Here is a 21409-nt window from a genome sequence, read left to right as displayed (position 1 = left end):
GGGCAGGCTACAGTCTGGGCATGCCTTCCATCATGCAGCGGCTGAACCTGCGGCCCATCGTCCTGGCCCCGATGGCGGGCGGGCCGGGCACCCCGGAACTGGCCGCCGCCGTCAGCCACGCGGGCGGGCTGGGCAGCCTGGGCGCGGCGTACCTGACGCCCGCACAGATTCTGGAAGCAGGGGCGGCGGTGCGGCGGCTGACGCGGGGGCCGTTCGCCGTCAACCTGTTCGCGCCGCAGCCCAGCGTGCAGCCCACAGAGCTGGAAGTGGAGCAGGCCACCGCCGAACTGGCCCCTTTCCACAGTGATCTGGGCCTGCCGCCGCCTGCCCTGACCACCCAGGCGGACATAGACTTCGGCGCACAGCTGGACGCCGTCCTGGAGCTTCGCCCCGCCGTTCTCTCCTTCACCTTCGGGCGGCTGACGGCGCGTCAAATGGAGGCGCTACGGGAACGCGGGATTCTGGTGATCGGCACGGCGACGGGGCTGGAGGAGGCGCGGCAGCTGGAGGCCGACGGGGTGGACGCCACCGTGGTGCAGGGCGGCGCGGCGGGCGGCCACCGGGGCGGCTGGCTGGAAGATGAGCTGGCCGACACGCTGGCGCTGACCCGTGCGGCAGCCGGGAGCGTCCGCACGCCCCTGATCGCGGCGGGCGGGCTGATGACAGCGGGAGATGTGCGCGCCGTGCTGGAGGCCGGGGCCAGCCTCGCACAGTGCGGCACGGCGTTTCTGCGGGCGACGGAGGCCGGGACGTCCGCGCCGTACCGGGCCGCGCTGGCAGCGGCGAAGGCAGGCGACACCGTCCTGACCCGCGCCTTCAGCGGAAGAACGGCGCGGGGCCTGAGAAACGCCGTCACGGAGGGAATTGGGCAGCCTCTGCCCTATCCTTTTCAGAACGCGTTGACCCGTCCCATGCGTGCAGCGGGGGCCGCAGCCGGCCGCGCGGACGTGCTGAGCCTGTGGGCCGGGGAAGGCGTGGCCCAGGGTCAGGAGGGTTCGGCGGCCCAAATTCTGGACGGGCTGTGGCCATAGCCGACGTGCGCCTGCGCCCGTTGCGGCCCGGCGACGAGGAAAGCGCGGTGCGCTGGGGCGCGGACGAAGAGTTCTGCCTCGCCATCGACTGGCCGGTGGGCTTGCCCGCCGAGCACATCCGCCAGCACTGGCGGGGCCTGCTGACGCTGACGCCGCCGGAATTGCTGCGCCACGGCATCACGGTGGACGGCGTGCTGGTGGGTTACACCGATCTGGCGGGGTTTACCGGAGACAGCGCCGAGTTCGGCATTGCCATCGGGGAGCGGGCGCTGTGGGGTCAGGGCCTGGGCCTCCAGGCCGGACGGCTGACGCTGGCACACGCCTTCGCTGACCTGGGCCTGCAGACGGTCACCGCCGAGGTTCACGCGCCCAACCTGCGTTCGCGGGCGCTGATGCGGCGGCTGGGCTTCACGGAAATTGGGCAGGGCAGCCCGCAGGAATACCGGGGCGCGCTGGTGCCGGTGATTCAGTTCGTGCTGCGGCGGAACCTCTTCAGTCGGTAACCGTATGGCCTGCCGCGCGCAGGGCCGTCACCGCCTCGGTCAGACGCGGCTGCGCCACCAACACGTAATCGGTGTCGAAAGTGGACAGGGCGAAAATGCCCACGCCCGCGTCCCGCAGCGGGTTCAGCACGCCGGCCAGGATGCCGGTCAGCGTGAACTCGAAGGGGCCGTGCAGCCGCAGCGCCGCCCAGCCCCGCTCGGCCCGCACCCCCGCTGGCACGCCCTCCGCAGCGCAGACCACCGACAGTTCGCCGGGCACGCGGGTCACGCTCCAGAACTCGCCCGCGTAAGCCCAGGCGGGCGGGGCGGCGTCGGCGGGAAGCTGGCACACGGCGTAGGTGCCGCTCAGCACGGAGAGGGTCAGGGGCATGTCGCAGATGCTATCTGAGCCGGATGCGGAGCGCTTCCCTCCCCCATTCGGCCAGGGGCACGCCCCCACCATTCGCCCGGCGCGCCTTTTTGGCCCGAAGCGCACCATGGGGGCATGACAAATTTTTCTGAGCTATCGAACTTAGTGGCCGACGCGGTAGAAGCCGTGTCTACGAGTATCGTTTCTGTCCGCGCCGAGCGGCCCATCAGCGGCACGGTGATCGGCGACGGGCTGGTGCTGACCGTGGCGCATGTCCTGCACGGCGAGGAGGTCAGCGTGGTCACCCACGACGGGCGTGAGCTGAGCGCTGCGGTGGCGGGCCGTGACCCGGCCAGCGATCTGGCGCTGCTGCGGGTAGAAGGGCTGAACCTGCCGGCCCTGGGGGCCAGTGGGGGCGTGCGCGTGGGCGAGTTGTTGCTGGCGGTGGGCCGTCCCCCGCACGGCGTCCAGGCGACGCTGGGCCTGCTGGAGTGGCAGCCCACCGGGGAGGGCCGCGCCCGGGGCTGGCTGCCCAGCGGCGCGGCGCCCTTCCGGGGGGTCAGCGGCGGCGCGCTGGTGGACGCACGCGGCGGTCTGGTGGGCGTGCTGAACGCAGGCGTCGCGCGCGGCGAACTGCTGTCCGTTCCCGCTGACCGCGCCCTGAAGGTGGCCGGGCTGCTGGGCAGCACTGGGCGCGTGCCACGCGGCTATCTGGGCATTGCCACCCAGCCGGTGATGTTTCCACAGACGGATGGGCCGGAACCGCAGATCGGCGCCGACAACGGGCCTCCCAACCGTGGCCCCGGCAGAGGCCGGGGCGAGTGGGGCCAGGGCCGCGAGGGCTGGGGCGGCGGCCGTGGACGCGGCGGCTGGGAGCGCGGGAACTGGGAGCGTGGCCCCTGGGGTGGCCGGGGGCGCTGGGGCCAGGGCGGCAGGGTGGGCCTGACCGTGGTCAGTGTCGAGGACGGCAGCCCCGCCGCCCAGGCTGGACTGCTGGTGGGCGACGTGCTGCTGTCGCTGGACGGCCAGCCGGTGCGCCGTCCGCCGGAACTGCTGGGGCGCGTCCGCGAGCGGGCCGGGCAGAGCGTCAGCGCCCGCATCCTGCGCGGCGGCCAGGAACACGACGTGACGCTGGTGATCGGCGAGCGCTGAGCATGGGCCAGACGCAGGCGGGTCAGCCGGCGCGAGGCCAGACAGGTCAGGGCGAGGCAGCCAGGGCAGCTGGTCTCGCGGGGCCGCCAGCCCCCTTAGCATGGGGCATGACCGCGCCCCTGACCCTGCTGCCCAGCGTGCGGATCGCGGTGGGCAGCGCGGTGATGGCGGCGGGGCTGGCCGCCCTCCTGTCCTCGGCGGGCTTTCCGGTGGTGCAGGAGGCCCAAGAGCAGGAGGCCGAAGCGGACGTGCTGCTGGTGGACGATGCCTGGCTGACCGACAGCGGGGCGCTGGCCGACGCGCCCGCCGTGGTGGCGCTGGGCTCACCCACCTGGGCCGCGCGGCTGTCCGAACTCCTGACTGGAGGCTGGGCCGCCCTGCCCGCCGACGCCACCCCCGCCGAGGTGCTGGCCGGCGTGCTGGGCGCGGCGGCGGGGCTGGCGGTGCTGCTGCCGGGTCAGGTGGGCCTGCCCGACGATCCGGACGAGGACGCCGAAGGCCCCCTGACCGGTGTGACCCTGACACCGCGCGAACGGGACGTGCTGAACCTGCTGGCCCTGGGCCTGAGCAACAAGCGCGCCGCCCGTGACCTGGGCGTGTCGGAAAGCACGGTCAAGTTCCACGTCGCCTCGCTGTATTCCAAGCTGGGCGTCCAGAGCCGCGCCGGGGCGGTGGCGCGCGGGATTGGGCTGGGGCTGGTCAGCGTGTAGGGCAGCGTCAGATGGCGCGCGGCCTACCGCTTGACCGCCTGAATCTGCCCGTAGCGCGCTCCCGTCGCCACGCCGGGCGGGAAGGCCGCGTCGATGCGCGCCAGATCGTCGGGGGTCAGCGTCACGTCCAGCGCGCCCAGGTTTTCTTCCAGGTACTTCACACGCTTGGTGCCGGGGATGGGCACGATGTCTTTTCCCTGCGCCAGCACCCAGGCCAGCGCCAGTTGCGCGGGCGTGCAGCCTTTTTCCCCGGCCAGACCCTGCACCTCGGCCACCAGATCCAGGTTCTTCTGGAAGTTCTCGCCCTGAAAGCGCGGGCTGGTGCTGCGGAAATCGTCGGGGCCAAAATCCTCCGGGGACTTGAGCTGCCCGGTCAGGAAGCCGCGTCCCAGCGGGCTGTACGGCACCAGCCCCACGCCCAGGCCACGGCAGGCCGCCAGCACACTTTCACCCGGCTGGCCATCCTCGGGGTGGGGGGCATTCTCCGGGTCACGCGTCCACAGCGAGTATTCGCTTTGCAGGGCGGTGATCGGGTGGGTGGCGTCGGCGCGGCGCAGCGTTGCGGCGTCCACCTCCGAGAGGCCCAGGAAGCGCACCAGCCCGCGTTCCACCAGCTCGCCCATCGCGCCCACGGTGTCCTCGATGGGCGTCTGCGGATCGGGGCGGTGCAGGTAGTACAGATCGACGTGATCGGTCTTCAGGCGCCTGAGGCTGGCCTCGATGGACTGGCGCACGTACTCGGGCCGCCCCGACAGGCTGCGCTGCATCGGGTAGCCCGGCTCGCGCACGATGCCGAACTTGGTGGCCAGCACCACGCGGTCCCGCTTCCCCTTCAGCCAGCGGCCCAGCAGTTCCTCGTTGGTGTGGGGGCCGTAGATGTCGGCGGTGTCGTAGAAGGTGACGCCCAGATCCAGGGCGCGGTTCAGCGTGCGCAGGCTCTCGGCCTCGTCGGTGTCGCCGTAGAACTCGCTCATGCCCATGCAGCCCAGGCCCAGGGCGGACACGGTCAGATCGCGAAGCTGGCGGGCGGGCAGGTCAGTGGATGGGGTCATGCGGTCTCCTTCTTGAAACGGGATGGGATTGAAACGGGGTGGGACGGCAAATTGGACAGGCCCAACTCTACGCCTGCCCTGCGTATGCTGCGGCCATGCGAGTTGCAGTCTTCGGCGACGTCCACGGCAACCTTCCCGCGCTGACGGCGGCGCTGGCTGACATGGACGCGCATTCGCCCGACGTGCGGGTCTGCCTGGGCGACGTGACCATGGGCGGGGCGTGGCCGCGCGAGTGCCTTCATACGGATTCCGTTTGTTTTGTGTGGAAATCGGGACAGCGCCGATTTCCACACTCCACGTCCGGAATCCGTTTTTCTCCTGCTCGCTTCGCTCGGATTTCCAGGTGTTTTCAACACCTTTCAATCGGAGTCCGTATCAGGTGGTGTCCGCACTGGGCTGCCCGGTGGTCAGCGGCAACGCAGACCGTCAGACGCTGGAAGCTCCACAGCCTCTCCAGCCGCGCAGCTTTCCCGATGAGCAGGAGATTCACGATATCGGCCAGTGGAGCGCGGCGCAGTTGACCGAAACCGAGCGCGACACCCTCCGCAGCTTTGTGCCGAGCGTGGAACGGGAAGACCTGCTGTGCTTCCACGGCAGCCCCGCGAGGGACGACGAGGTGCTGGACGCCGGGACACCTGCGGAACGCCTGGAAGAGTTGCGCGCCGAGTACGGTCAGCAGTCCATCTGGATCGGCGGCCACACGCACCAGCCGCTGCTGCGGAGCCTGAACGGCTGGCGCCTGCTCAACCCCGGCAGCGTGGGCCTGCCCTTCGAGAAACGGGGCGGGAAATACGTCAATCCGGCCCGCGCCGAATCCCTGCTTCTGGACTGGACGGAGGGGGATTGGGCGGTGACCTTCCGCCGCGTTCCCTACCCTCTGGCCCCGCTGAAAGAGGGCATTCTCGCCTCTGGCATGCCCCACGCCCGCTGGTTGGCCGCCGAGTGGGTGGAGGGCTAGTCCCCGGTATCCAGCAGCAGCTTCGGCGTGAATTTCAGCCCGTCCGCCGCCACCAGATGCGCGGGAATGCCATTCACATGCCGCATGGATTTTTCAACCGGAACGCCGTGCAGGTGGCCGTAGACGATCAAGTCGGGCCGCGCCGCCTCGATCACCTCGGTCAGCGGGTTGGGCGGGTAGGGGGCCGAGGCGGGCGGGTAGTGCAGCATCATCAAGAAATGATCGCCCGGCTGCCGCAGCCGCTCCGCCGCCGCCACGCTGAGGCTCAGGCGCTGGGCCTCGCGGCTGAGCAGGCGTTCGTCCTCGTCGCCCAGCGGCACGTGTCCCGGCGTGTTCCAGCCGCGCGTGCCGCAGACGACAACGTTTTCGACTCGCACAGCATCGTTGTGAACGGCCAGCATGCCGGGGGGCAACGACGCGCGCAGTTTGGACGGTGTAGGCCACCAGTAGTCGTGGTTGCCGCGCAGCAACACCTTGGTGCCGGGCAATTCGGCAATCCCGGCCAGATCCGTCATCGCGTCGGGCAGGCGCATGGCCCACGACAGGTCACCGGGCAACAAGACCAGATCGCCGGGGCGCACGGCCCCCTGCCAGCGCTCGTAGATGGCCTCCGGATGCCCGGCCCACTGCGGCCCGAAGACCGTCATGGGTTTGGGGGTCACGTAGGCCAGATGCAGATCGGCGATGGCAAAGACGCGCATGGGCTGACTCCAGGGAGGGGGCGGCGGGCCAAAAGAAAACCTCCCGCAGCGGGGAGGTTCATTCCTGCGTGGTCGGGGCGAAAGGATTCGAACCTTCGACCCCGTCGTCCCGAACGACGTGCGCTACCAGGCTGCGCTACGCCCCGCCACGGCTCCTGTCGTGCTGGGGCCAGAGGACAGCCGCGCAGCATTTCAAGTGCGTCCGGCAGTTTATCCGCCGCCCTGTGGGGTGTCAAGGCACAGTCAAGGCACGGCGGTGCAGGCGGCGGGTTACTGCTCCTGCGCCGCCTCGTCTTCCAGTGCCCGCTCGCTGAGTTCGCGGATGGCGGGCCAGATGGCGTCCCCGCCGTAGCCCCGGCGGGCCAGAAAGGCGTAGGCGCTGGCCTTCGGGTCCTTCTTGCGGGCCAGCGCGGGCCAGCGCCGCTCCAGCACTTCCAGCGCCCCGGCCCGCTCCTGATCGGGATCACGGGCCTCCAGGGTGTCCTGAATCAGGTCCTCGGGCACGCCCCGGCGCTTGAGGGTCTGGCGCACCCGGAAGGTGCCCACGCCGCGCCGCTTGCCCTCGATCTGGGCCACCTGTTCGTCATCCTGATAGCCCAGTTCCTGCACGCGCTTCAGAACCTCTTCAATCAGCGTGGGATCGTCGCTGCGGCGCTCCAGCTTGCCGCGCAACTCGGCCTCGGTCAGCGCGCGGGCGCCCAGGGCGCGGAAGGCGTAGGCCAGCAGGGCGTCGCGCCGCTCCTCGGGGGTTTTGGGCCGGACCTCGCGCGGGGGCTGATCGCCTTCGGGGGAGTGGGCACGGCGGCTTCGCATGACGCCAGTGTATGGCTTGCCCAGCGCCGTCAAAGCGCGTATAGTCACGAGGTTGTCTTCACCAGGAGGCAGCCCGGCGGCAGCGGTCCAGCGTGGCCCCGCCCCGGCGCGTGCAGCAGATATAGAACGGCTGAACGCCACGAGTTCCCTCCCACAGGGAACCGCCCCGCGCAGGCGGGAGAACAAGGAGAAGAACCATGGCATTACGTCACAAGTCCGCCCAGAAGCGCCACCGCCAGAGCCTCAAGCGCCGCATGATCAACCGCAGCCGCAAGAGCACCATCAAGACCTTTACCAAGAAGGCGCTGGCCGCCATCACCAACGGTGAGGACCTGAACGCCGCCCAGAGCAAGGCCGAAAGTCTGATCGACAAGGCCGCCAAGGGCAGCACCCTGCACAAGAACACCGCCGCGCGCAAGAAGAGCCGGCTGGCGAAGGCCATCAACAAGGCCAAGGCCGCGCAGGACAGCGCCGCGCAGACCCAGAGCGCCGCACAGCCCCAGAGCTGAGTCACCACCTTCAAGACCGGCAGGCCATTCAATGTGGCCTGCCGGTCTTCTGTGTTCAGGCGGCGCTACTTGCGCGCTTCCTTGATGTCGATGGTGCCGGTGAACTTCTGCAGATCGATGGTCAGCGTGTAGTTGCCCACGTCGCCGGTGCCCAGCACGTTCAGTCCCCACTGCCCCTGCGGGCAGACCTGACCGGCGATCTGGGTTCCCCTGGGATCGGTCAGCCGGAAGGTGGCCCGGCCGCTGCGGACGCTGCAAGTGCCGCGCACGCCCACCTCCTGATTCTGGTCGTAGACGCGGAAGGTGTACCTGTTCTCGCCGGTCGCGTTGACCATGTAGGTGGGCGTCAGCGTGACGTAGCCCAGCCGCAGACCGAAGGTGAGATACAGGGCGGTCAGCGCGAGAAGCAGCACCACGACGAGCAAACGCATTGGCCCAGTGTAACGCGAACCCACGGTCTTTGAAAGGGAAGTCACACTCTGTCGGGGGAAGAGGCTGGGGGGGGCGTTATGAAGAAGCCAGCCGCCGAACGCCGTGACGGATGGCCTCGGGGGGCAGGTGGGCAAAGGCCAGCAGCACGGCGGCCGGCCCCCCGGTGGCCGAGAGGGGGGCCACAGGCGAGAGCGCCACACCGCGCCGGGCCGCCGCCGCCACCGCCTGCGCTTCCTCCAGCCCGGCCGGCAGGCGCACGTACACGTGCAGTCCGGAAGCCGCACCCTGAACCGCCCAACCGGGCAGCCCATCGCTCAGGGCCGCGAGCAGCACCTCCTGCCGGTGGGCCAGCACCTGCCGCGCCCGCCGCAGATGCCGCCCGTAGGCCCCCGAATCCAGCACGTCGGCCAGCGCCAGGGCGTCCAGCGTGCCGGGGGCGCGGTCCGTCAGCGGGCGGGTGCGGGCCAGCACGCGCAGCACCGGGGGCGGGGCCACCAGAAAGCCGCTGCGGGTGGCCGGGGCCAGGCTCTTGCTGAAGCTGCCCAGCAGAATCACGCGGTCCGGGGCCAGGCCCTGCATCACCGGCAGCGGGCGGCCCGTGTGGTGCAGATCGGCGGCGTAGTCGTCTTCGAGAATGAAAGCGTTGCCGCGCCGCGCCCAGGCAACGAGTTCGGCGCGGCGGGCGGCGCCCAGCGTCACGCCAGTGGGGTACTGGCAGCCGGGGGTCAGGTACAGCAGCGTGGCCTGCGGGGGCAGGTGTGTGGGCTGGAGACCGCCCGCGTCCACGGCCACCGGGACCACCGCCGCCCCGGTGGCCGCAAGCGCCGCCCGCGCGCCGGGGTAGGTGGGGTCCTCCACCGCCGCCACCCGGCCCGGCTCCAGAAACACGCGGGCCAGGGCGTCCAGCGCCGACTGCGTGCCCCCCGTGAGCATCACCATCTCGGGCGTGACCCGTGCGCCACGCGCCGCGTTCAGGTAGGCCGACAGGGCGCGGCGGGTTTCCAGTGGTCCCAGCGGGTCAGAGAACTTTCCCTCCTCTGTGCGCCTGCCCAGCCGCCCCGCCTGACGCGCCAGCGCCGCCGTCCAGGCCGCCTCCGGGTACAGCTCCGGGACCGGCTGGCCCACGCGGAAATCCACGGCGTATTCGCCTCCCGCGTCGTCCACACCGCCCGACAGGGCGCGGCTGGCCCAGGCACTCAGGGGCAGGTCCTGCGCCGCCGTGAGCGGACCAGCGGCCTCGGGGGCGGGCACACACACCACCGTCCCGCTGCGGCCCTGCACCCGCAGGTAGCCTTCGGCTTCCAGCCCCGCCAGCGCGTCCACCAGCGTATTGCGCGACACGCCCAGCGCCCCGGCCAGGCGGCGGTGACCGGGCAGGCGGGTGCCCTCCGGCAGCAGGCCGCCCGTCACGGCGCCGCGCAGGGTCCGGGCCACGCGGGCATGCAGCGCCTCGCCGGGCAGAGGTGCGGCCAGGGCCAGCTCATCCCATTCCCCGGACGCAGCGCGCCTGCCCAACGTCCCTGTCCGCAGCGCTCCCGTCTTCAGCGCCCGAACTCCCGTTCCAGCCAGCGGCGATCCCCTCCCTCGGCCTCCAGCGCCTGCCCCGCCAGCTCCAGAAAACGGTCCCGCGCGGCCTGAGCCTCAGTCAGCGTCAGCCCATGCGCCGCCGGATCGGCCAGCAACTCGCGGATCAACGGGTAGACCGGCTGTTCCGGGTAGGGCTTCCCGTTCACGGTCAGCACGGCGGGCCAGCTCAGCAGATAATCCAGCGCGTAGGGGCCGGGTTCCAGCACGCAGCCGCCCGGATAGGGAATGCGCCGGGGCGCGGGGAAGGTCACGGCGGGATCGGACATGGAAACAGGATGCGCCGCGGGGAATCGTGTGGGCAAGAGGCCGGGGTCCCCTGGCCCCACCCAGCCCTACCACGGACTGCCCGCCACGCCTCCCATTGGCCCCGGCCCGCATCCGTTAGCCTGATCCCCATGAAGAAGTCCGCCTCCGTCACCCTCCAGCCCGCCGCCGTCCGGCGTATTGCAGGCCGCTACCCTTTTGGACACACAGGCGACATTGCCGACGCCGACGCCGGAATCGCGCCCGGCGAGGTGGTGGACGTCAAGGCCCCCGGCGGCAAGGTGATTGCGCGCGGCTATTTCAACCCGGACGGCGCGACGCCGCTGAGATTGCTGACCTGGGAACGGGAAGAGGTGGATCTCAAGTTCTACCGCGCCCGCGTGAAGGCCGCTCTGAAACGCCGCGAGGGCCGCATCCTGAACACCGATGCCGTGCGTGCCGTGTACGCCGAGGCCGATGGGCTGCCGGGGGTGGTGGCCGATCAGTTCGGGGCTGTGCTGGCCGTCCAGCTTCGCAACGCCGGGGCCGAACGTCACCGTGACCTGATTCTCAAGGCCCTGAAGGAAGTCACTGGGGCCGCCAGCGCCTACGAGCGCAGCGACACGGGCGAGCGCCGCCGTGAGGGGCTGGGCATGGTGGCCGGGCCGCTGTGGGGCGAGGTGCCGGAACGCGTGGACTTCCACGAGGACGACCTGACGCTGCACTTCGCGCCGATGGACGCGCAGAAGACTGGCTTCTTTCTGGACCAGCGCGACAACCGCCGCCTGATGCGTTCCCTGGTGCGGCCCGGCGCGGGGTTTCTGGACGTGTACTCGTACACCGGGGGCTTCAGCCTGCACGCGGCCAAGGCCGGGGCGAAAAGTGTGGCGTTGGACAAGGATCAGGTGGCGCTGGCCGCGCTGGAGGGGGCCGCCCGCAGCAACGGCGTGAACGGCAACGTGGGCGTGCGCTGGGGTGACGCGCTAGAGGTGCTGGCCGCCCTGGAGCGCGAGAAGCGCACCTTCGGGGCCGCCGTGCTGGACCCGCCCACCCTCGCCAAGCGGCGCGACGACGTGCCGCGTGCCAAGCGCATCTTCACCGACGGCGCGGCCCACGCCCTGCGGATGCTGGTGGGTGGCGGCCACCTGATGATCAGCACCTGCGCCCACTACATCCGGGTGGATGACCTGCTGGACGCCGCCCGCGTGGCTGCCGCCGAGGCCGAGTGCGACGCCGAGGTGGTGGCGGTGACGTACCAGCCCGCCGACCATCCGCACCTGCTGAGCGTGCCCGAGAGCCTGTACCTCAAGAGCATTCTGCTGAGAAAACAAGCGTGAACGGGGCTTTTCCCGTATGCTGATTCGCAGATGAGCGCCGTGATTCACCTGCAAGCGCTGGGCCTGACCGAGTACGAGGCCCGCGCGTACACCGCCCTGCTGGCGCTGGGCCGCGCCGTGCCGGCCCGTGTGGCGCGGCAGGCCGGCATTCCCAGGCCCAAGATCTACGAGACCCTGGAGCGGCTTGAAGGCCGGGGGCTGGCCGCCAAGATGGGCCAGAACCCGCTGGAATACGCGCCCCTGAGTGCCCGCGAGTATCTGGCGCGCGCGCGCCGCAGCTTCGACGACCGGCTGGGCGCCCTGGACCGGGACCTGTCGCGTCTGGCCCCCGATCCGGCCCCCGAGGCGGTGTACCACCTGTACGGCGAGGCCGCCATCCGCAGCCTGTGCGAGGACCTGACCCTGAACGCCCGCCGCAGCCTGTTCATGGCCGGGGAGGCCAGTTTTGCCGCAGAACTGGAACGCCTGACCCCGCGCGGCGTCGAACTGCGGCGCACCCACCTGACCGGCCTGCCCAGCATCGCCGCCGAGGGCCAGCGCGCCTTTCTGCTGGCCCGCGACGGCGAGGCCGCCCTGGTGGCCCATTTTATCGACGAGGACGGGGTGGGGCAGGCCCACGGCGTTCACACCCACAACCCGGTGATCATCCACCTGATCGAGGGCTACGTGAATCTGGCGTCGCGGCAGGCGGGGTCCATCTGAGTCTCCCGGCAGGCGGCGCCCCCTGACCGTTGACAAGCCGGGAACGCACTGTTAATCTTGCTGAGCCTTGAAAGAGGCGAGCGACAAAAGCGGGGCTGTGGCGCAGTTGGGAGCGCGTCTGAATGGCATTCAGAAGGTCAGGGGTTCGAATCCCCTCAGCTCCACCACCAAAAGCCCCCGCCAGTGTGCGGGGCTGCTTTTTTCCTGGAGGACCCCAAGGCGATGTAGCTCAGCTGGTTAGAGCGAACGACTCATAATCGTTAGGTCCGCGGTTCAAGTCCGCGCATCGCCACCAACGACAGAACACCCCGTCCAGTACGGGGGTTTTTGTTTTGGACCGGATACAGTACCGCGGGTTGACGAGGAGTGGTCGTTTGCTCCGGAACCCCGCCCGTCGGCTCCCACAAAGGAGACGCTCAGGGTGACGGGCTCCGCTGGAAGCGGCTCTGGGCGCAGGTCTCCTGCCAGAAGCGGGCCAAGCCGAGAGAAGCGCGCCGAGCGTCTACACTGACCACACCCCATGACTGACACCCCCGTGCCGCCCCCGTCTCAGCCGGTGCAGGCCACCCACCTGCTCACCCACCTGCAGGGCGTGACGCAGGCCCTGACCACCGCCCGCCAGCAGGATGAGGTCTGCGACATCGTTCTGCGCGACGCCCTGGACATCCTGTGGGGGATCGGCGGGACGGTCCTGCTGGTCCGGGACGCGCACCTGCACGTCGCCGCGAGGCGGGGCCAGACCGACGGCAGTGTCTGGCAGGCAGGGGACCTGACCGGCGGTGACCCCTGTGCCGACGCGCTGCGTTCGAACACCCCCCTGTACTTTGACCACGCAGGCGCGCTGGCCTCGGCTTACCCGGACCTGGAAACCCGGACCGGCGGGAAGGCCGCAGTGGCCAGCGCGGTGCTGCCCATGGTGGAAGGCGGTCAGCCGCTGGGCGTGATTGTCTTGGACTTCCGGGAGCCGCACGACTTCACGCCGGACGAACGGCACTTCCTGCGGACGCTGGCCGCCCAGTGCGCCGTGGCCCTGGACCGCCTGCGGCTCTCCGGCGATCTGGAACGGCAGGTTCAGGACCGCACCGCCGAACTCGAGGCCTTTGTGCGGTTCACCGAGGCGGCGGACGGTGAGACCGACGTGCTGGCCCTGGCCGAGCGGGCTGTCGACGTGCTGGGCGTGCTGTTTCCCGGCTGCACCGGCGTGTACTACACCCTGGAAGGCAGTCTGTGGCGGGTCAAGGTCTACACCCGTGATCTGGAGGCCCAGCCGGAACTGCTGGCCAGTCTCAAGGCCGGCATGCCGCTGAACACCCCGGTTTTCGCCCAGCCGATGCAGACGGGTGAACCGGTCTTCGTCGACGGCTGGGACCCCGAAAAAGAGCAGTTTGCCCACTCTGAACGCTACCAGACTGTCGCCACCTTTCCGCTGATGGTGAACGGCACCATTCAGGCCATCTTCGCGCTGGGCCTCAAGGACGTCCCGCGCTGGTCCGCCCATTCCAGGGCCGTGTTCCGCTCGGTGGGCCGCAGTCTCCGGCTGGCCCTGGAACGCACCGAGACCGCCCGGCAACTCGCGGCCCAGAACGCCGAATTGCTGGCCCGCACGCAGGCGCTGGAGGGCTTCGCCGAGCTGACCCAGGAACTGGGGCTGACCACCGAGCCTGAAATCCTGATCGGCCGGGCGATGGCCCTGGTGCGCTCCCTGCTGCCACCGGGGTATGTCATCTTCTGGCAGATCGTCCAGGGCCGGTGGCAGGCCGCCGCGCAGCTGGGTGATGTAGGCAACCCCGACTTGCAGGCGGCCATCGAGGGCGGCTTTCCTGTGGGCCAGCTGCCCAGCCTGGACCTGCCGTACCAGACCCGCGAACCGCTGTTTCAGGACCACTACGATCCCGCACGCGACGTCGCCCCGGAACTTGTCGAGCACGTCTCGACGGTGGCCACCCTGCCGGTGCTGGTCAACGGTCAGGTCAGCGGCATCTTCAACGCCCCGCTGTTCGGGCCGCGCCGGTGGAGCGCCGCCGATCAGGCGGTCCTCAAGACGACGGTCCACAGCCTGGGCCTGGCGCTGGAACGTGCCGAACAGGCGCGGCAGCTGACCGCCCAGCGCGACCTGTTGCAGGCCTCGAACGAGGAACTGGAGGCCTTCACGTACAGCGTGTCGCATGACCTGCGGACCCCGGTGCGGCACATCATCAGCTTCGGCGATCTGCTGCGGCGCTCGTTGCCCGAGCCGCTGGAGGACCGGACGCAGCGGTACTTCGGCATCGTGTCCAGCGCGGCGGCGACGCTCAACACCCTGATCGACGGCATGCTGGACGTCTCGCGCGCCTCACGCCAGCCGCTGAAGGCCGAGCAGGTGGACCTGGACCGGGTCTTTCAGGCGGCCCGTCAGCAGGTCAGTGTGGAGCAGCCGCAGCGTCAGATCGACTGGCAGATCGGCGCCCTGCCCAGCGTGAGGGGGGACGCGGGGCTGTTGCGCCGGGTGGTGACGGCCCTGGTAGACAACGCGGTGAAGTACACCCGTGACCGTGAGCGGGCAGTGATCGAGGTATGGGCGGAAGACCGGGGAGCAGACTGGGCCGTGCTGGTGCGGGACAACGGGGTGGGCTTCAATCCGCAGTACGCGGACAAGCTGTTCACCATCTTCCAGCGGTTGCACCGGCAGGAAGACTTCGGGGGGGCCGCCGTGAGCCTGGCGAACGCGCGGCGGATCGTGACCCGGCACGGCGGCACCATGACGGCCCAGGGCCAGCCGGGCGCGGGAGCCACCTTCGGCTTGATCCTGCCCAGGGTGACGCCCTGACCGCTGGGTTTCTCCGGCCCAGCCCCAATTCCGAACAGTGTTGCAAGTGAGGTATTGGAAGTCAGGTGCAGAAGCCTCGCAGTCCCCCTTGCAGGTGTCCAGAGCTGCCCGTGGCCGCTGTTTTGCCCAGGACCGCGAGAGGAAGAAGAGTGGAGTCCGGACCTGAGTAGGTGGTGACGATTGCGTCGTCAGGGTGTCAACTGAGCCATAGTCACACCACTGGGTCGCCCGACTGGACCGCTACGGCGGCGTAGAGGGAGACGGAGAAAAACGGGTTCCGGACGTGGGATGGAGGGACCAGCGCTGTCCCGATTCCTGTCACGTTACGAACGGAAGCCGTCTCAGACCCTCAGCGCGGCAGCGTGAAGCCGAACGTCGCGCCCTGACCCTCCCGGCCCGAGGCGCTGACCGTGCCGCCATGCCGGGTCACGATCCGCCGCACGTTCGCCAGCCCCACGCCGGTGCCCTCAAACTCACGTTCCAGATGCAGGCGCTGAAAGGCCCCGAACAGCCGGTCCTGGTACCGGGGGTCAAAGCCCACCCCGTTGTCCCGCACGAACACCGCCCACTCCTCTTTGCGTTCCTCGGCCCACACCTCGATCACGGCCGGGGTGCGGGGCCGGGTGTACTTCAGGGCGTTGCCCAGCAGGTTGGTGAGCACCTGCCGCAGGGTGTCGTGATCGCCGTTCACCAGCGGCAGCGGAGAGACCCGCCACTGGACTTCACGGCCCTGCGTGTCGGTTTCCAGTTCCTGCTGGACGTGCAGCACCAGGGCGTCCAGGTCCACCGGCCCCACGCGCAGCGGCAGCCGGGCGGTGCGCGACAGGTCCAGCATCGCGTCGATCAGCACGTTCATGCGCGCGGCGGCCTCGTCGATCACCGTCAGGTAGTGCGTGGACTTGAGGTCCAGCGTTGCCCCGGCCCCCTGGCGCAGCAATTCGCTGAACCCCTTGATGTGCCGTACCGGGGTCCGCAGGTCATGCGACACGCTGTACGTGAAGGCCTCCAGTTCCTCGTTGGCCTCCTGCAACACCTCCCGCTGTTGCCCGACCTGCCGGGTCTGCTCGGCGCGTTCCAGCGCCAGGGTCAGGCTGCGTTCCACGGTGGTCAGCACCGTCCGGTCCACCACGCCCCACGGCTGGGTGCGGGGCAGCGCGAAGACCAGCACGCCCTGCATCTGGCCGCCCACCCGTACGGGCAACGCTGCGGTGGCGAAGGTGGAAAAGTCACTGGGAGGCAACCCGTCTGCCACCGGGTCATAGGTGTCCTTGTAGTTCGCCTCGCCGGTCAGCCAGGGGGTCAGCAGGGTGGCGGTGGTGGTGAAGGGCAGCCCGGCCTCCAGCGCAGCTTTCAAGGCGGGCGTCTGGACCCGGCCCACCCGGGTCCGGATGCGCCACAGGCCGCCCTCCGGCTCGTAATACTGCGAGAACTCCGCGCCCAGCAGCGGCAGCACCGCTTCCTGGACGCGGCGGATCAGGGCCAGCGGATCGGTGTCCAGGGCCAGATCGCGCGTGAGGACCGCGAACGCCTCCAGGGTGGCGCTGCGCCGCTCCACGCGGGCGCGGTCAAGGTGGGCCTGCTGCTCGGCCCGGACCCGGCGGCTGGTCTCGATCACGGTGACCAGCACCCCGCCCACCGCGCCGTCGTCGCCGCACACCGGGCTGAGTGTCAGGGTGAAGTGCGCCTGCTCCTCCTCCTGGCCGTGCCGCTGGACGGTCAGGGGTTGGTCGATGAACGTGAACGTCTCTCCGCGCGTCATGACCCCCTCGTAGGTGACGGCGTCGAGATGCCAGATGTCCGGCCAGCACTCCCGGGCGGGCCGGCCCAGGCCCGCCGGATGCCGGTCACCCAGAATGGCCCGGTAAGGATCGTTGTAGAGCTGGATCAGTTCGGGACCCCACAGCACCAGCATGCCCAGGGGATGGGCCAGCAGCATCTCGGTCAGGACGCGCAGGCCCGCCGGCCAGCCGGGGCGCGGCCCCAGCGGGGTGGCCGCCCAGTCGAAATCACGGATCACGGCGGTCATCTCGCGTTCGTCAGGCTGAGAAACAGGGTCAGTCAGGGTCATGGCCGTCTCCTGCGGCGCTGGGCGCTCTGGATGGGGACTGGTTGGCTGGGGGGTCGCGAATGGGCAGAGCAAGGGGGGTGGGGACCAGTGTATGCCACCGCCAACGCCGTCTGCCCGCGACAGGCTCCATCGGCCTGCTGGAGCGCGTCCCAGCCCACCGTCGCAACGCAGGCGACTCCGGGGCGCAGGCTATCCCCACGCTGTCACACGGCCCGCCCGAGCACACCTTGGCACCGCTGGCCTGTCCCTGGCAGCGACGTCCGGTATGCCTTAAAAACAACAAAAAAAGCGGCCCGAAGGCCGCCTTGATTTCTTAAACATAGCGCGGAATGCAGGAGGCGTCAAGTTATGCAGCCGACTGCCTGACCCCCGGTGTCTGAGGGCGAGGAAGCACGGGGTGAGCCGCTCGCGTCGTGCTCCATTCACCCACCTTTCTCTCCGCGCCCGCCGCACGCAGGCCAGCCGGGTGATGGTTGCGTTGCTGCTGTTTCTCCCCGCATTCAGACATGAGCGCGCGTGGACCTACCGTCTGATCCGCCGCACCGCCGCCGCCAGCCTTTTCAAGGCCTCTGCCGGGGCGTCCGGCGCGTAGCGGGCGGTGTGGTAAGCGCGCACCACCTCGTCCAGGGCGGGGGCCAGCTGGGGATGGGCCGCAGCGGCGCGGGCGGCGTAGGCGCTGGGGGTCTCGCCCGGCCTGCGCGGCAACCCCAGACGCACGGTCAGGTCATGCAGGGCGCGGACGGCAGGGTCCCGTGGGCGGGCCGCCCGGCGCCACCACCACCGCGCGGGCAGCAGCGCCAGCACGATCAGCAGCGGCAGCACCGCCAGATACGGAACCGTGCCGACGCCGCCCAGGCCTGCGCGGGCCAGCAGCGCCTGTTGCTGCCCACCGTCGTAGCCCACCACCAGATCGTTCCAGCGGTTCTGCCATGCGTCGAGGCGCAGCCCCAGACGCCCCAGGGAGGTGGGCGGGGCAGCGGCGCCAGCCTGCGGGCGGGTCAACGCGGTGGACAGCCCGGCATTGACGCGCGCAGGCGCCACCACAGCGGTGGGGTCCACGCGCTGCCAGCCCTGCCCCCCCACCCAGACCTCGGCCCAGGCGTGGGCGTCCTGCTGGCGCACGATCAGGTAGCCGCCGTCTGGATTCTGTTCGCCGCCCAGGTAGCCGCCCACGATGCGCGCGGGCAGGCCAGCGGCGCGCATCAAAAAGACGAAGGACTGCGCGTAGTGTTCGCAGAAGCCCTGTCTGGTGCCGAACAGGAAGGCGTCGACCCGGTCCTGCGCCGGCAGCAGCGGCGGCGAGAGGGTGTAGGAGAAGCCGCCCCGGCGCAGGTAATCCAGTCCCGCCTCGATGCGTCCCTGGGGCGGCAGCCCGCGCCAGCGTTCGCCCAGCGCGGCGGCGCGCGGACTCTGCCCGGTGGGGAGCGACAGGTCAAATTGCAGCCGCTGCGGGTTCTCGCTGACGCCCAGGCGGGCCGGGCGGCTTTCCAGCGTCACGCGGCGGCGGGCATTGACGGGCCGGAAGGTCACCGCCTGAAACGCGGTGGTCAGCACAGCTCCCTGCGGCACCTCCAGCGGGGCGTCCAGCGCCAGCAGCCAGGGATTGCCGGACGGCTCCAGCGTCAGGGTGTAGTTCCAGGCGGGAGCTGAAGCCAGCGGTTCGACGCTGGGCGACGGGCCGCCGATCCGCACCTGTTTCCACGACTGGCCGTCATAGGCCTCGTAGACCGGGCCGCGCCAGTAACGCTTGTCCGGTGGGGGCAGCTCACCCGTGAAGTCGGCGCGAAAGGCCACCGCGCGGTTCTGGGCCAGGTTGCTGTACTCCCCGGCGCGAATTTCATTCGACAGCCCGGTACTCGCCCCACCCTGAACCGGCAGTTGCCACAACGGACTTTCCGGGCGCGGGAACAGCACGAACAGCGTCAGCGCCAGCGGCGCGGCCAGCGCGAGCAGTCCCCCGCTGCGAATCAGGGTGGAGGGCAGGTCCGCCTCTTCCTCCCGGTCTGTCCGGGTGGGCGCGGTCCAGCGCGAGGCGGCGGCCAGCAGCAGCGCCGCGCTGAGGACAGCGTGCAGGGCGGTCAGCGGTCCCTGGCCGTGAAAGAAGTGCGTGCTGGCGACAAACAGCCCCAGCAGCACCAGCAGGTGCCCGTCGCGCCGCCCGTGGCTCTCGGCGGTCTTGAGCGCCACCAGCAGCCCCAGCAGCGCGGTCCCGGCCTCGCGGCCCAGCAGCGTGCCGTACGTGGCGTTCAGGCCCACGGCCGCCAGCCCAGCCACCACGCCCAGCGCCCAGGTGGGAAGGCTGGGCCGCTTGCCGCGCGTGCGGACGGCCCCGTAGACCAGCAGCCCTGCCACCAGCGCCGAGTCCCACAGCGGCTGCCGCAGCACCCCCGGCGCGAGGGTGAAGGCCAGCGCCAGCAGCGTGGCCCGCAGGGCGTCGGCGTCGGTGGCCGCCCGCAGCCTGAGACGGGCGGGAGGTGTGGCCGCAGGACAGGGGGCCACACCCGCCAGCAGCTTCAGGGCGGCCAGGCGCTGCGCCTCGCCCCTCTCCCCCGCCAGCGCAGTGCCGGGCAACCTGAGGGCGAAGGGCAGGCCCGCGCGGTCCATCTCCTCCACCCACGCAGCCAGCCGGGACAGGCGGGCCTCTGTCTCGCCCGCCGTATCGGCCCAGTCCAGCAGACGCACCTGACCCTGCGCGGCGTCGGTTTCGCGGGTCAGCAGGGTGCCGGTGCGGGCCACGTGCCGCCAGGAAATCTGCCGGGGCGAGTCGCCGGGGGTGTAGGGCCGCAGTCCGGCAAACTCCTCGTCGCCGCGCGTGCGGGCGTGGCCGTCGCCCTGCCCCGGTACGGTACGACTGGGAGCCAGGGGCGCGCTGCCTTCCGGGGCAGGGGCGACGTTCACGGTCACCGGGGCGGGCGCAGCCAGGCTGGCGGCCCACAAGCCCAGGAAATCCAGGGCGGCGGCGCCGCGCGGCGTGACGGTCAGCGGGCCGCGCGTGCGGGCGGGAAAGGGCACGGCCAGCGTGCGGACCTCGCCCGCCGAGACGCGCAGGGTCACGGTGCGGGTGTCGCCCGCGCTGCTGTTCAGGATCACGGTCACCGCGCCCCCAACCGTCGAGGTGACCGACAGCGTGAACACCGCCTCTCCCCCAGCGCTGGCCCCGGTGGGGGCGCTCAGGTCCAGGCGAATCTGCCGCGCGGCGCGGGCCACGCCGGTGGAGGCCATGACCCACACCCCGCCCAGCAGGAAGGTCAGGCCGTAGCCCAGGCTCAGGCCGTAGTTGATGCAGCCCACCAGGGTCAGCGTGACCAGCAGCAGAAACGCCAGACCAAAGCGGGTGGGGGTCAGGCGGGGAGTGCGCTGGGCCGACGAGCCCGGACGGTCAGGATTCCCGGCGTGGTGGGTGGTCATGAACGAATGACGGGCTGATCCAACCCAATGTTCCCCGCGAACCCCTTCACGGAATCGGCGTGTCGGCCAGGATGCGGGCCAGCAGGTCCGGCACGCTCACACCCGGACCGCGCAGGGTCAGGCGGTGGGCGGCCAGCGCCGGAAACACGGCCTGCACGTCCTCGGGCAGGGCCATCGGGCGGCCGGCCAGATACGCCCAGGCGCGGGCGGCGGACAGCAGGGCCAGCAACGCGCGGGGGCTGAGGCCCACCGAGAGCGCCGGATGTTCGCGGGTGGCGCGGGCCAGCAGTTGCAGGTAGTCCAGCAGCGGAGGGGCCGCGTGAATGCCGTCCACCTCGCGCTGCATCTGGAGCAACGTGGGGGCGTCCAGCACGGCCCCGAGACCCCGCACGCTGAGGCTGCGGCCCCCCGTTTCCAGCAGGGTGCGCTCGGCGCGCGGGTCCGGGTAGCCCAGGGTCACAGTCATCAGAAAGCGGTCGAGTTGCGCCTCGGGCAGCGGCGAGGTGCCCACGAAGGCCGCCGGGTTCTGGGTGGCGATCACGAAAAATGGATCGGGCAGGGGCCGGGTCACGCCGCCCTCGCTGACCTGCCGCTCCTCCATCGCCTCCAGAAGCGCGCCCTGGGTGCGGGGGGTGGCGCGGTTGATCTCGTCGGCCAGCAGCACCTCGCTGAACACCGGTCCCTGGTGAAAGCGGAAGGTAGAGTTGGGGGCGTCCCACACGCTGACCCCGGTCAGGTCGGCGGGCAGCAGATCGGCGGTGAACTGCACGCGCCGGAAATCCAGTCCGAAGGTGCGGGCCAGCGCCCCCGCCAGCGTGGTCTTGCCCACCCCCGGCTGGTCCTCGATCAGCAGGTGTCCGCGCGCCAGCAGGCACGCCACCGCCAGCCGGATCTGCCCCGGCTTGCCCAGAATCACGCCGTCGAGCTGCGCCAGCGCGGCCTTCAGGGGTTCCGCGTGCAGGAGGGACGGAGGGGCAGAGGTCACGGCGCGCATCATCTGGGTCTCAGCCTAGCGGGCCGGGTCTGACAGAACTGCGACGGGGCAGAC

19 protein-coding genes, 3 tRNA genes and 1 pseudogene are annotated in these 21409 nt (G+C 70.6%); 12 read left to right on the top strand and 11 right to left on the bottom strand.

From position 1 onward, the window contains the following. The first annotated feature begins 20 nt into the window (after positions 1-20). Positions 21-1031, top strand: a complete 1011-nt coding sequence (locus tag FHR04_RS08445) for an NAD(P)H-dependent flavin oxidoreductase (protein ID WP_139402419.1) — start codon at positions 21-23, stop codon at positions 1029-1031. Continuing rightward, positions 1022-1534 carry a GNAT family N-acetyltransferase gene (locus tag FHR04_RS08440; RefSeq protein ID WP_249039036.1) on the top strand — a complete coding sequence of 171 codons (513 nt, stop codon included), beginning with the start codon at positions 1022-1024 and terminating at the stop codon, positions 1532-1534. The genes FHR04_RS08445 and FHR04_RS08440 overlap by 10 nt, the downstream gene beginning before the upstream one ends. Here the strand turns inward: FHR04_RS08440 and FHR04_RS08435 are convergent. Further along, on the bottom strand, positions 1524-1904 hold the full coding sequence (locus FHR04_RS08435; RefSeq protein WP_139402417.1) for an ACT domain-containing protein: 381 nt from the start codon (positions 1902-1904) through the stop codon (positions 1524-1526). The two genes, FHR04_RS08440 and FHR04_RS08435, sit on opposite strands and share 11 nt — an antisense overlap. 114 nt (positions 1905-2018) lie before the next feature. On the opposite strand from FHR04_RS08435, the gene FHR04_RS08430 reads away from it, so the two are divergent. Next, positions 2019-3035, top strand: coding sequence for a S1C family serine protease (locus FHR04_RS08430; RefSeq protein WP_139402415.1), 1017 nt, complete (start codon positions 2019-2021; stop codon positions 3033-3035). Between the two features lie 107 nt (positions 3036-3142). Then, positions 3143-3745, top strand: a complete 603-nt coding sequence (locus FHR04_RS08425; RefSeq protein ID WP_139402413.1) for a helix-turn-helix transcriptional regulator — start codon at positions 3143-3145, stop codon at positions 3743-3745. Between the two features lie 23 nt (positions 3746-3768). Here FHR04_RS08425 and FHR04_RS08420 read toward each other — a convergent pair whose 3' ends face one another. Next, positions 3769-4797, bottom strand: a complete 1029-nt coding sequence (locus tag FHR04_RS08420) for an aldo/keto reductase (protein WP_052195466.1) — start codon at positions 4795-4797, stop codon at positions 3769-3771. Between the two features lie 95 nt (positions 4798-4892). Here FHR04_RS08420 and FHR04_RS21675 point away from each other — a divergent pair. Both FHR04_RS21675 and FHR04_RS08410 read left to right on the top strand, forming a co-directional pair. Further along, positions 4893-5024, top strand: a pseudogene (locus FHR04_RS21675) (metallophosphoesterase family protein); the annotation flags it as partial. 152 nt (positions 5025-5176) lie between these two features. Continuing rightward, on the top strand, positions 5177-5755 hold the full coding sequence (locus FHR04_RS08410; protein ID WP_375782573.1) for a metallophosphoesterase family protein: 579 nt from the start codon (positions 5177-5179) through the stop codon (positions 5753-5755). Here the strand turns inward: FHR04_RS08410 and FHR04_RS08405 are convergent. From FHR04_RS08405 to FHR04_RS08395, 3 genes are all read right to left on the bottom strand, one after another. Further along, positions 5752-6456: a metallophosphoesterase gene (locus FHR04_RS08405; RefSeq protein ID WP_139402409.1), complete on the bottom strand. Its 705-nt coding sequence runs from the start codon at positions 6454-6456 to the stop codon at positions 5752-5754. The two genes, FHR04_RS08410 and FHR04_RS08405, sit on opposite strands and share 4 nt — an antisense overlap. 69 nt (positions 6457-6525) lie before the next feature. Then, positions 6526-6602: transfer RNA gene (locus FHR04_RS08400), tRNA-Pro, on the bottom strand. A gap of 124 nt (positions 6603-6726) precedes the next feature. Next, positions 6727-7269, bottom strand: a complete 543-nt coding sequence (locus FHR04_RS08395; protein ID WP_039687326.1) for a regulatory protein RecX — start codon at positions 7267-7269, stop codon at positions 6727-6729. Positions 7270-7466: 197 nt separating this feature from the next. On the opposite strand from FHR04_RS08395, the gene rpsT reads away from it, so the two are divergent. Continuing rightward, on the top strand, positions 7467-7778 hold the full coding sequence (rpsT, locus tag FHR04_RS08390) for a 30S ribosomal protein S20 (protein ID WP_052195468.1): 312 nt from the start codon (positions 7467-7469) through the stop codon (positions 7776-7778). A 65-nt stretch (positions 7779-7843) separates the two neighbouring features. On the opposite strand, the gene FHR04_RS08385 is transcribed toward rpsT, so the two are convergent. The 3 genes from FHR04_RS08385 to FHR04_RS08375 form a co-directional block, all read right to left on the bottom strand. Continuing rightward, complete coding sequence (locus FHR04_RS08385; protein ID WP_039684884.1) at positions 7844-8209, bottom strand: hypothetical protein; 366 nt, start codon at positions 8207-8209, stop codon at positions 7844-7846. A 76-nt stretch (positions 8210-8285) separates the two neighbouring features. Further along, positions 8286-9725 (bottom strand): MocR-like pyridoxine biosynthesis transcription factor PdxR, encoded by a 1440-nt coding sequence (gene pdxR, locus FHR04_RS08380; protein WP_139402407.1) that lies wholly within the window; start codon positions 9723-9725, stop codon positions 8286-8288. Positions 9726-9751: 26 nt separating this feature from the next. Next, a complete protein-coding gene (locus FHR04_RS08375) occupies positions 9752-10063 on the bottom strand; it encodes a hypothetical protein (RefSeq protein ID WP_139402405.1) in 312 nt (103 codons plus the stop codon). A 129-nt stretch (positions 10064-10192) separates the two neighbouring features. Here FHR04_RS08375 and FHR04_RS08370 point away from each other — a divergent pair, with 129 nt between their 5' ends. The 5 genes from FHR04_RS08370 to FHR04_RS08350 all read left to right on the top strand — a co-directional run bounded on the left by FHR04_RS08370 (position 10193) and on the right by FHR04_RS08350 (position 14885). Next, positions 10193-11377, top strand: coding sequence for a class I SAM-dependent rRNA methyltransferase (locus tag FHR04_RS08370; RefSeq protein ID WP_139402403.1), 1185 nt, complete (start codon positions 10193-10195; stop codon positions 11375-11377). A gap of 30 nt (positions 11378-11407) precedes the next feature. Then, on the top strand, positions 11408-12079 hold the full coding sequence (locus tag FHR04_RS08365) for a TrmB family transcriptional regulator (RefSeq protein WP_139402401.1): 672 nt from the start codon (positions 11408-11410) through the stop codon (positions 12077-12079). 91 nt (positions 12080-12170) lie between these two features. Further along, a tRNA-Ala gene (locus tag FHR04_RS08360) sits at positions 12171-12246 on the top strand. A 51-nt stretch (positions 12247-12297) separates the two neighbouring features. Beyond that, a tRNA-Met gene (locus tag FHR04_RS08355) sits at positions 12298-12374 on the top strand. Between the two features lie 225 nt (positions 12375-12599). Further along, complete coding sequence (locus FHR04_RS08350; protein ID WP_139402399.1) at positions 12600-14885, top strand: GAF domain-containing protein; 2286 nt, start codon at positions 12600-12602, stop codon at positions 14883-14885. Between the two features lie 349 nt (positions 14886-15234). Here FHR04_RS08350 and FHR04_RS08345 read toward each other — a convergent pair whose 3' ends face one another. The 3 genes from FHR04_RS08345 to FHR04_RS08335 form a co-directional block, all read right to left on the bottom strand. Further along, complete coding sequence (locus FHR04_RS08345) at positions 15235-16953, bottom strand: PAS domain-containing sensor histidine kinase (RefSeq protein WP_139402397.1); 1719 nt, start codon at positions 16951-16953, stop codon at positions 15235-15237. 522 nt (positions 16954-17475) lie between these two features. Further along, complete coding sequence (locus FHR04_RS08340; protein WP_139402395.1) at positions 17476-20361, bottom strand: transglutaminaseTgpA domain-containing protein; 2886 nt, start codon at positions 20359-20361, stop codon at positions 17476-17478. A gap of 46 nt (positions 20362-20407) precedes the next feature. Continuing rightward, entirely contained in the window at positions 20408-21355 is a 948-nt protein-coding gene (locus tag FHR04_RS08335; protein WP_375782574.1) for an AAA family ATPase, read from the bottom strand. Positions 21356-21409: the final 54 nt, after the last annotated feature.

The organism is Deinococcus radiopugnans ATCC 19172, assembly GCF_006335125.1.
In the GTDB taxonomy this organism is placed as follows: Bacteria; Deinococcota; Deinococci; order Deinococcales; family Deinococcaceae; genus Deinococcus; species Deinococcus radiopugnans.
The sequence above is the reverse complement of the archived record's forward strand: the minus strand, read 5'-3'. Positions and strand labels throughout refer to the sequence as shown.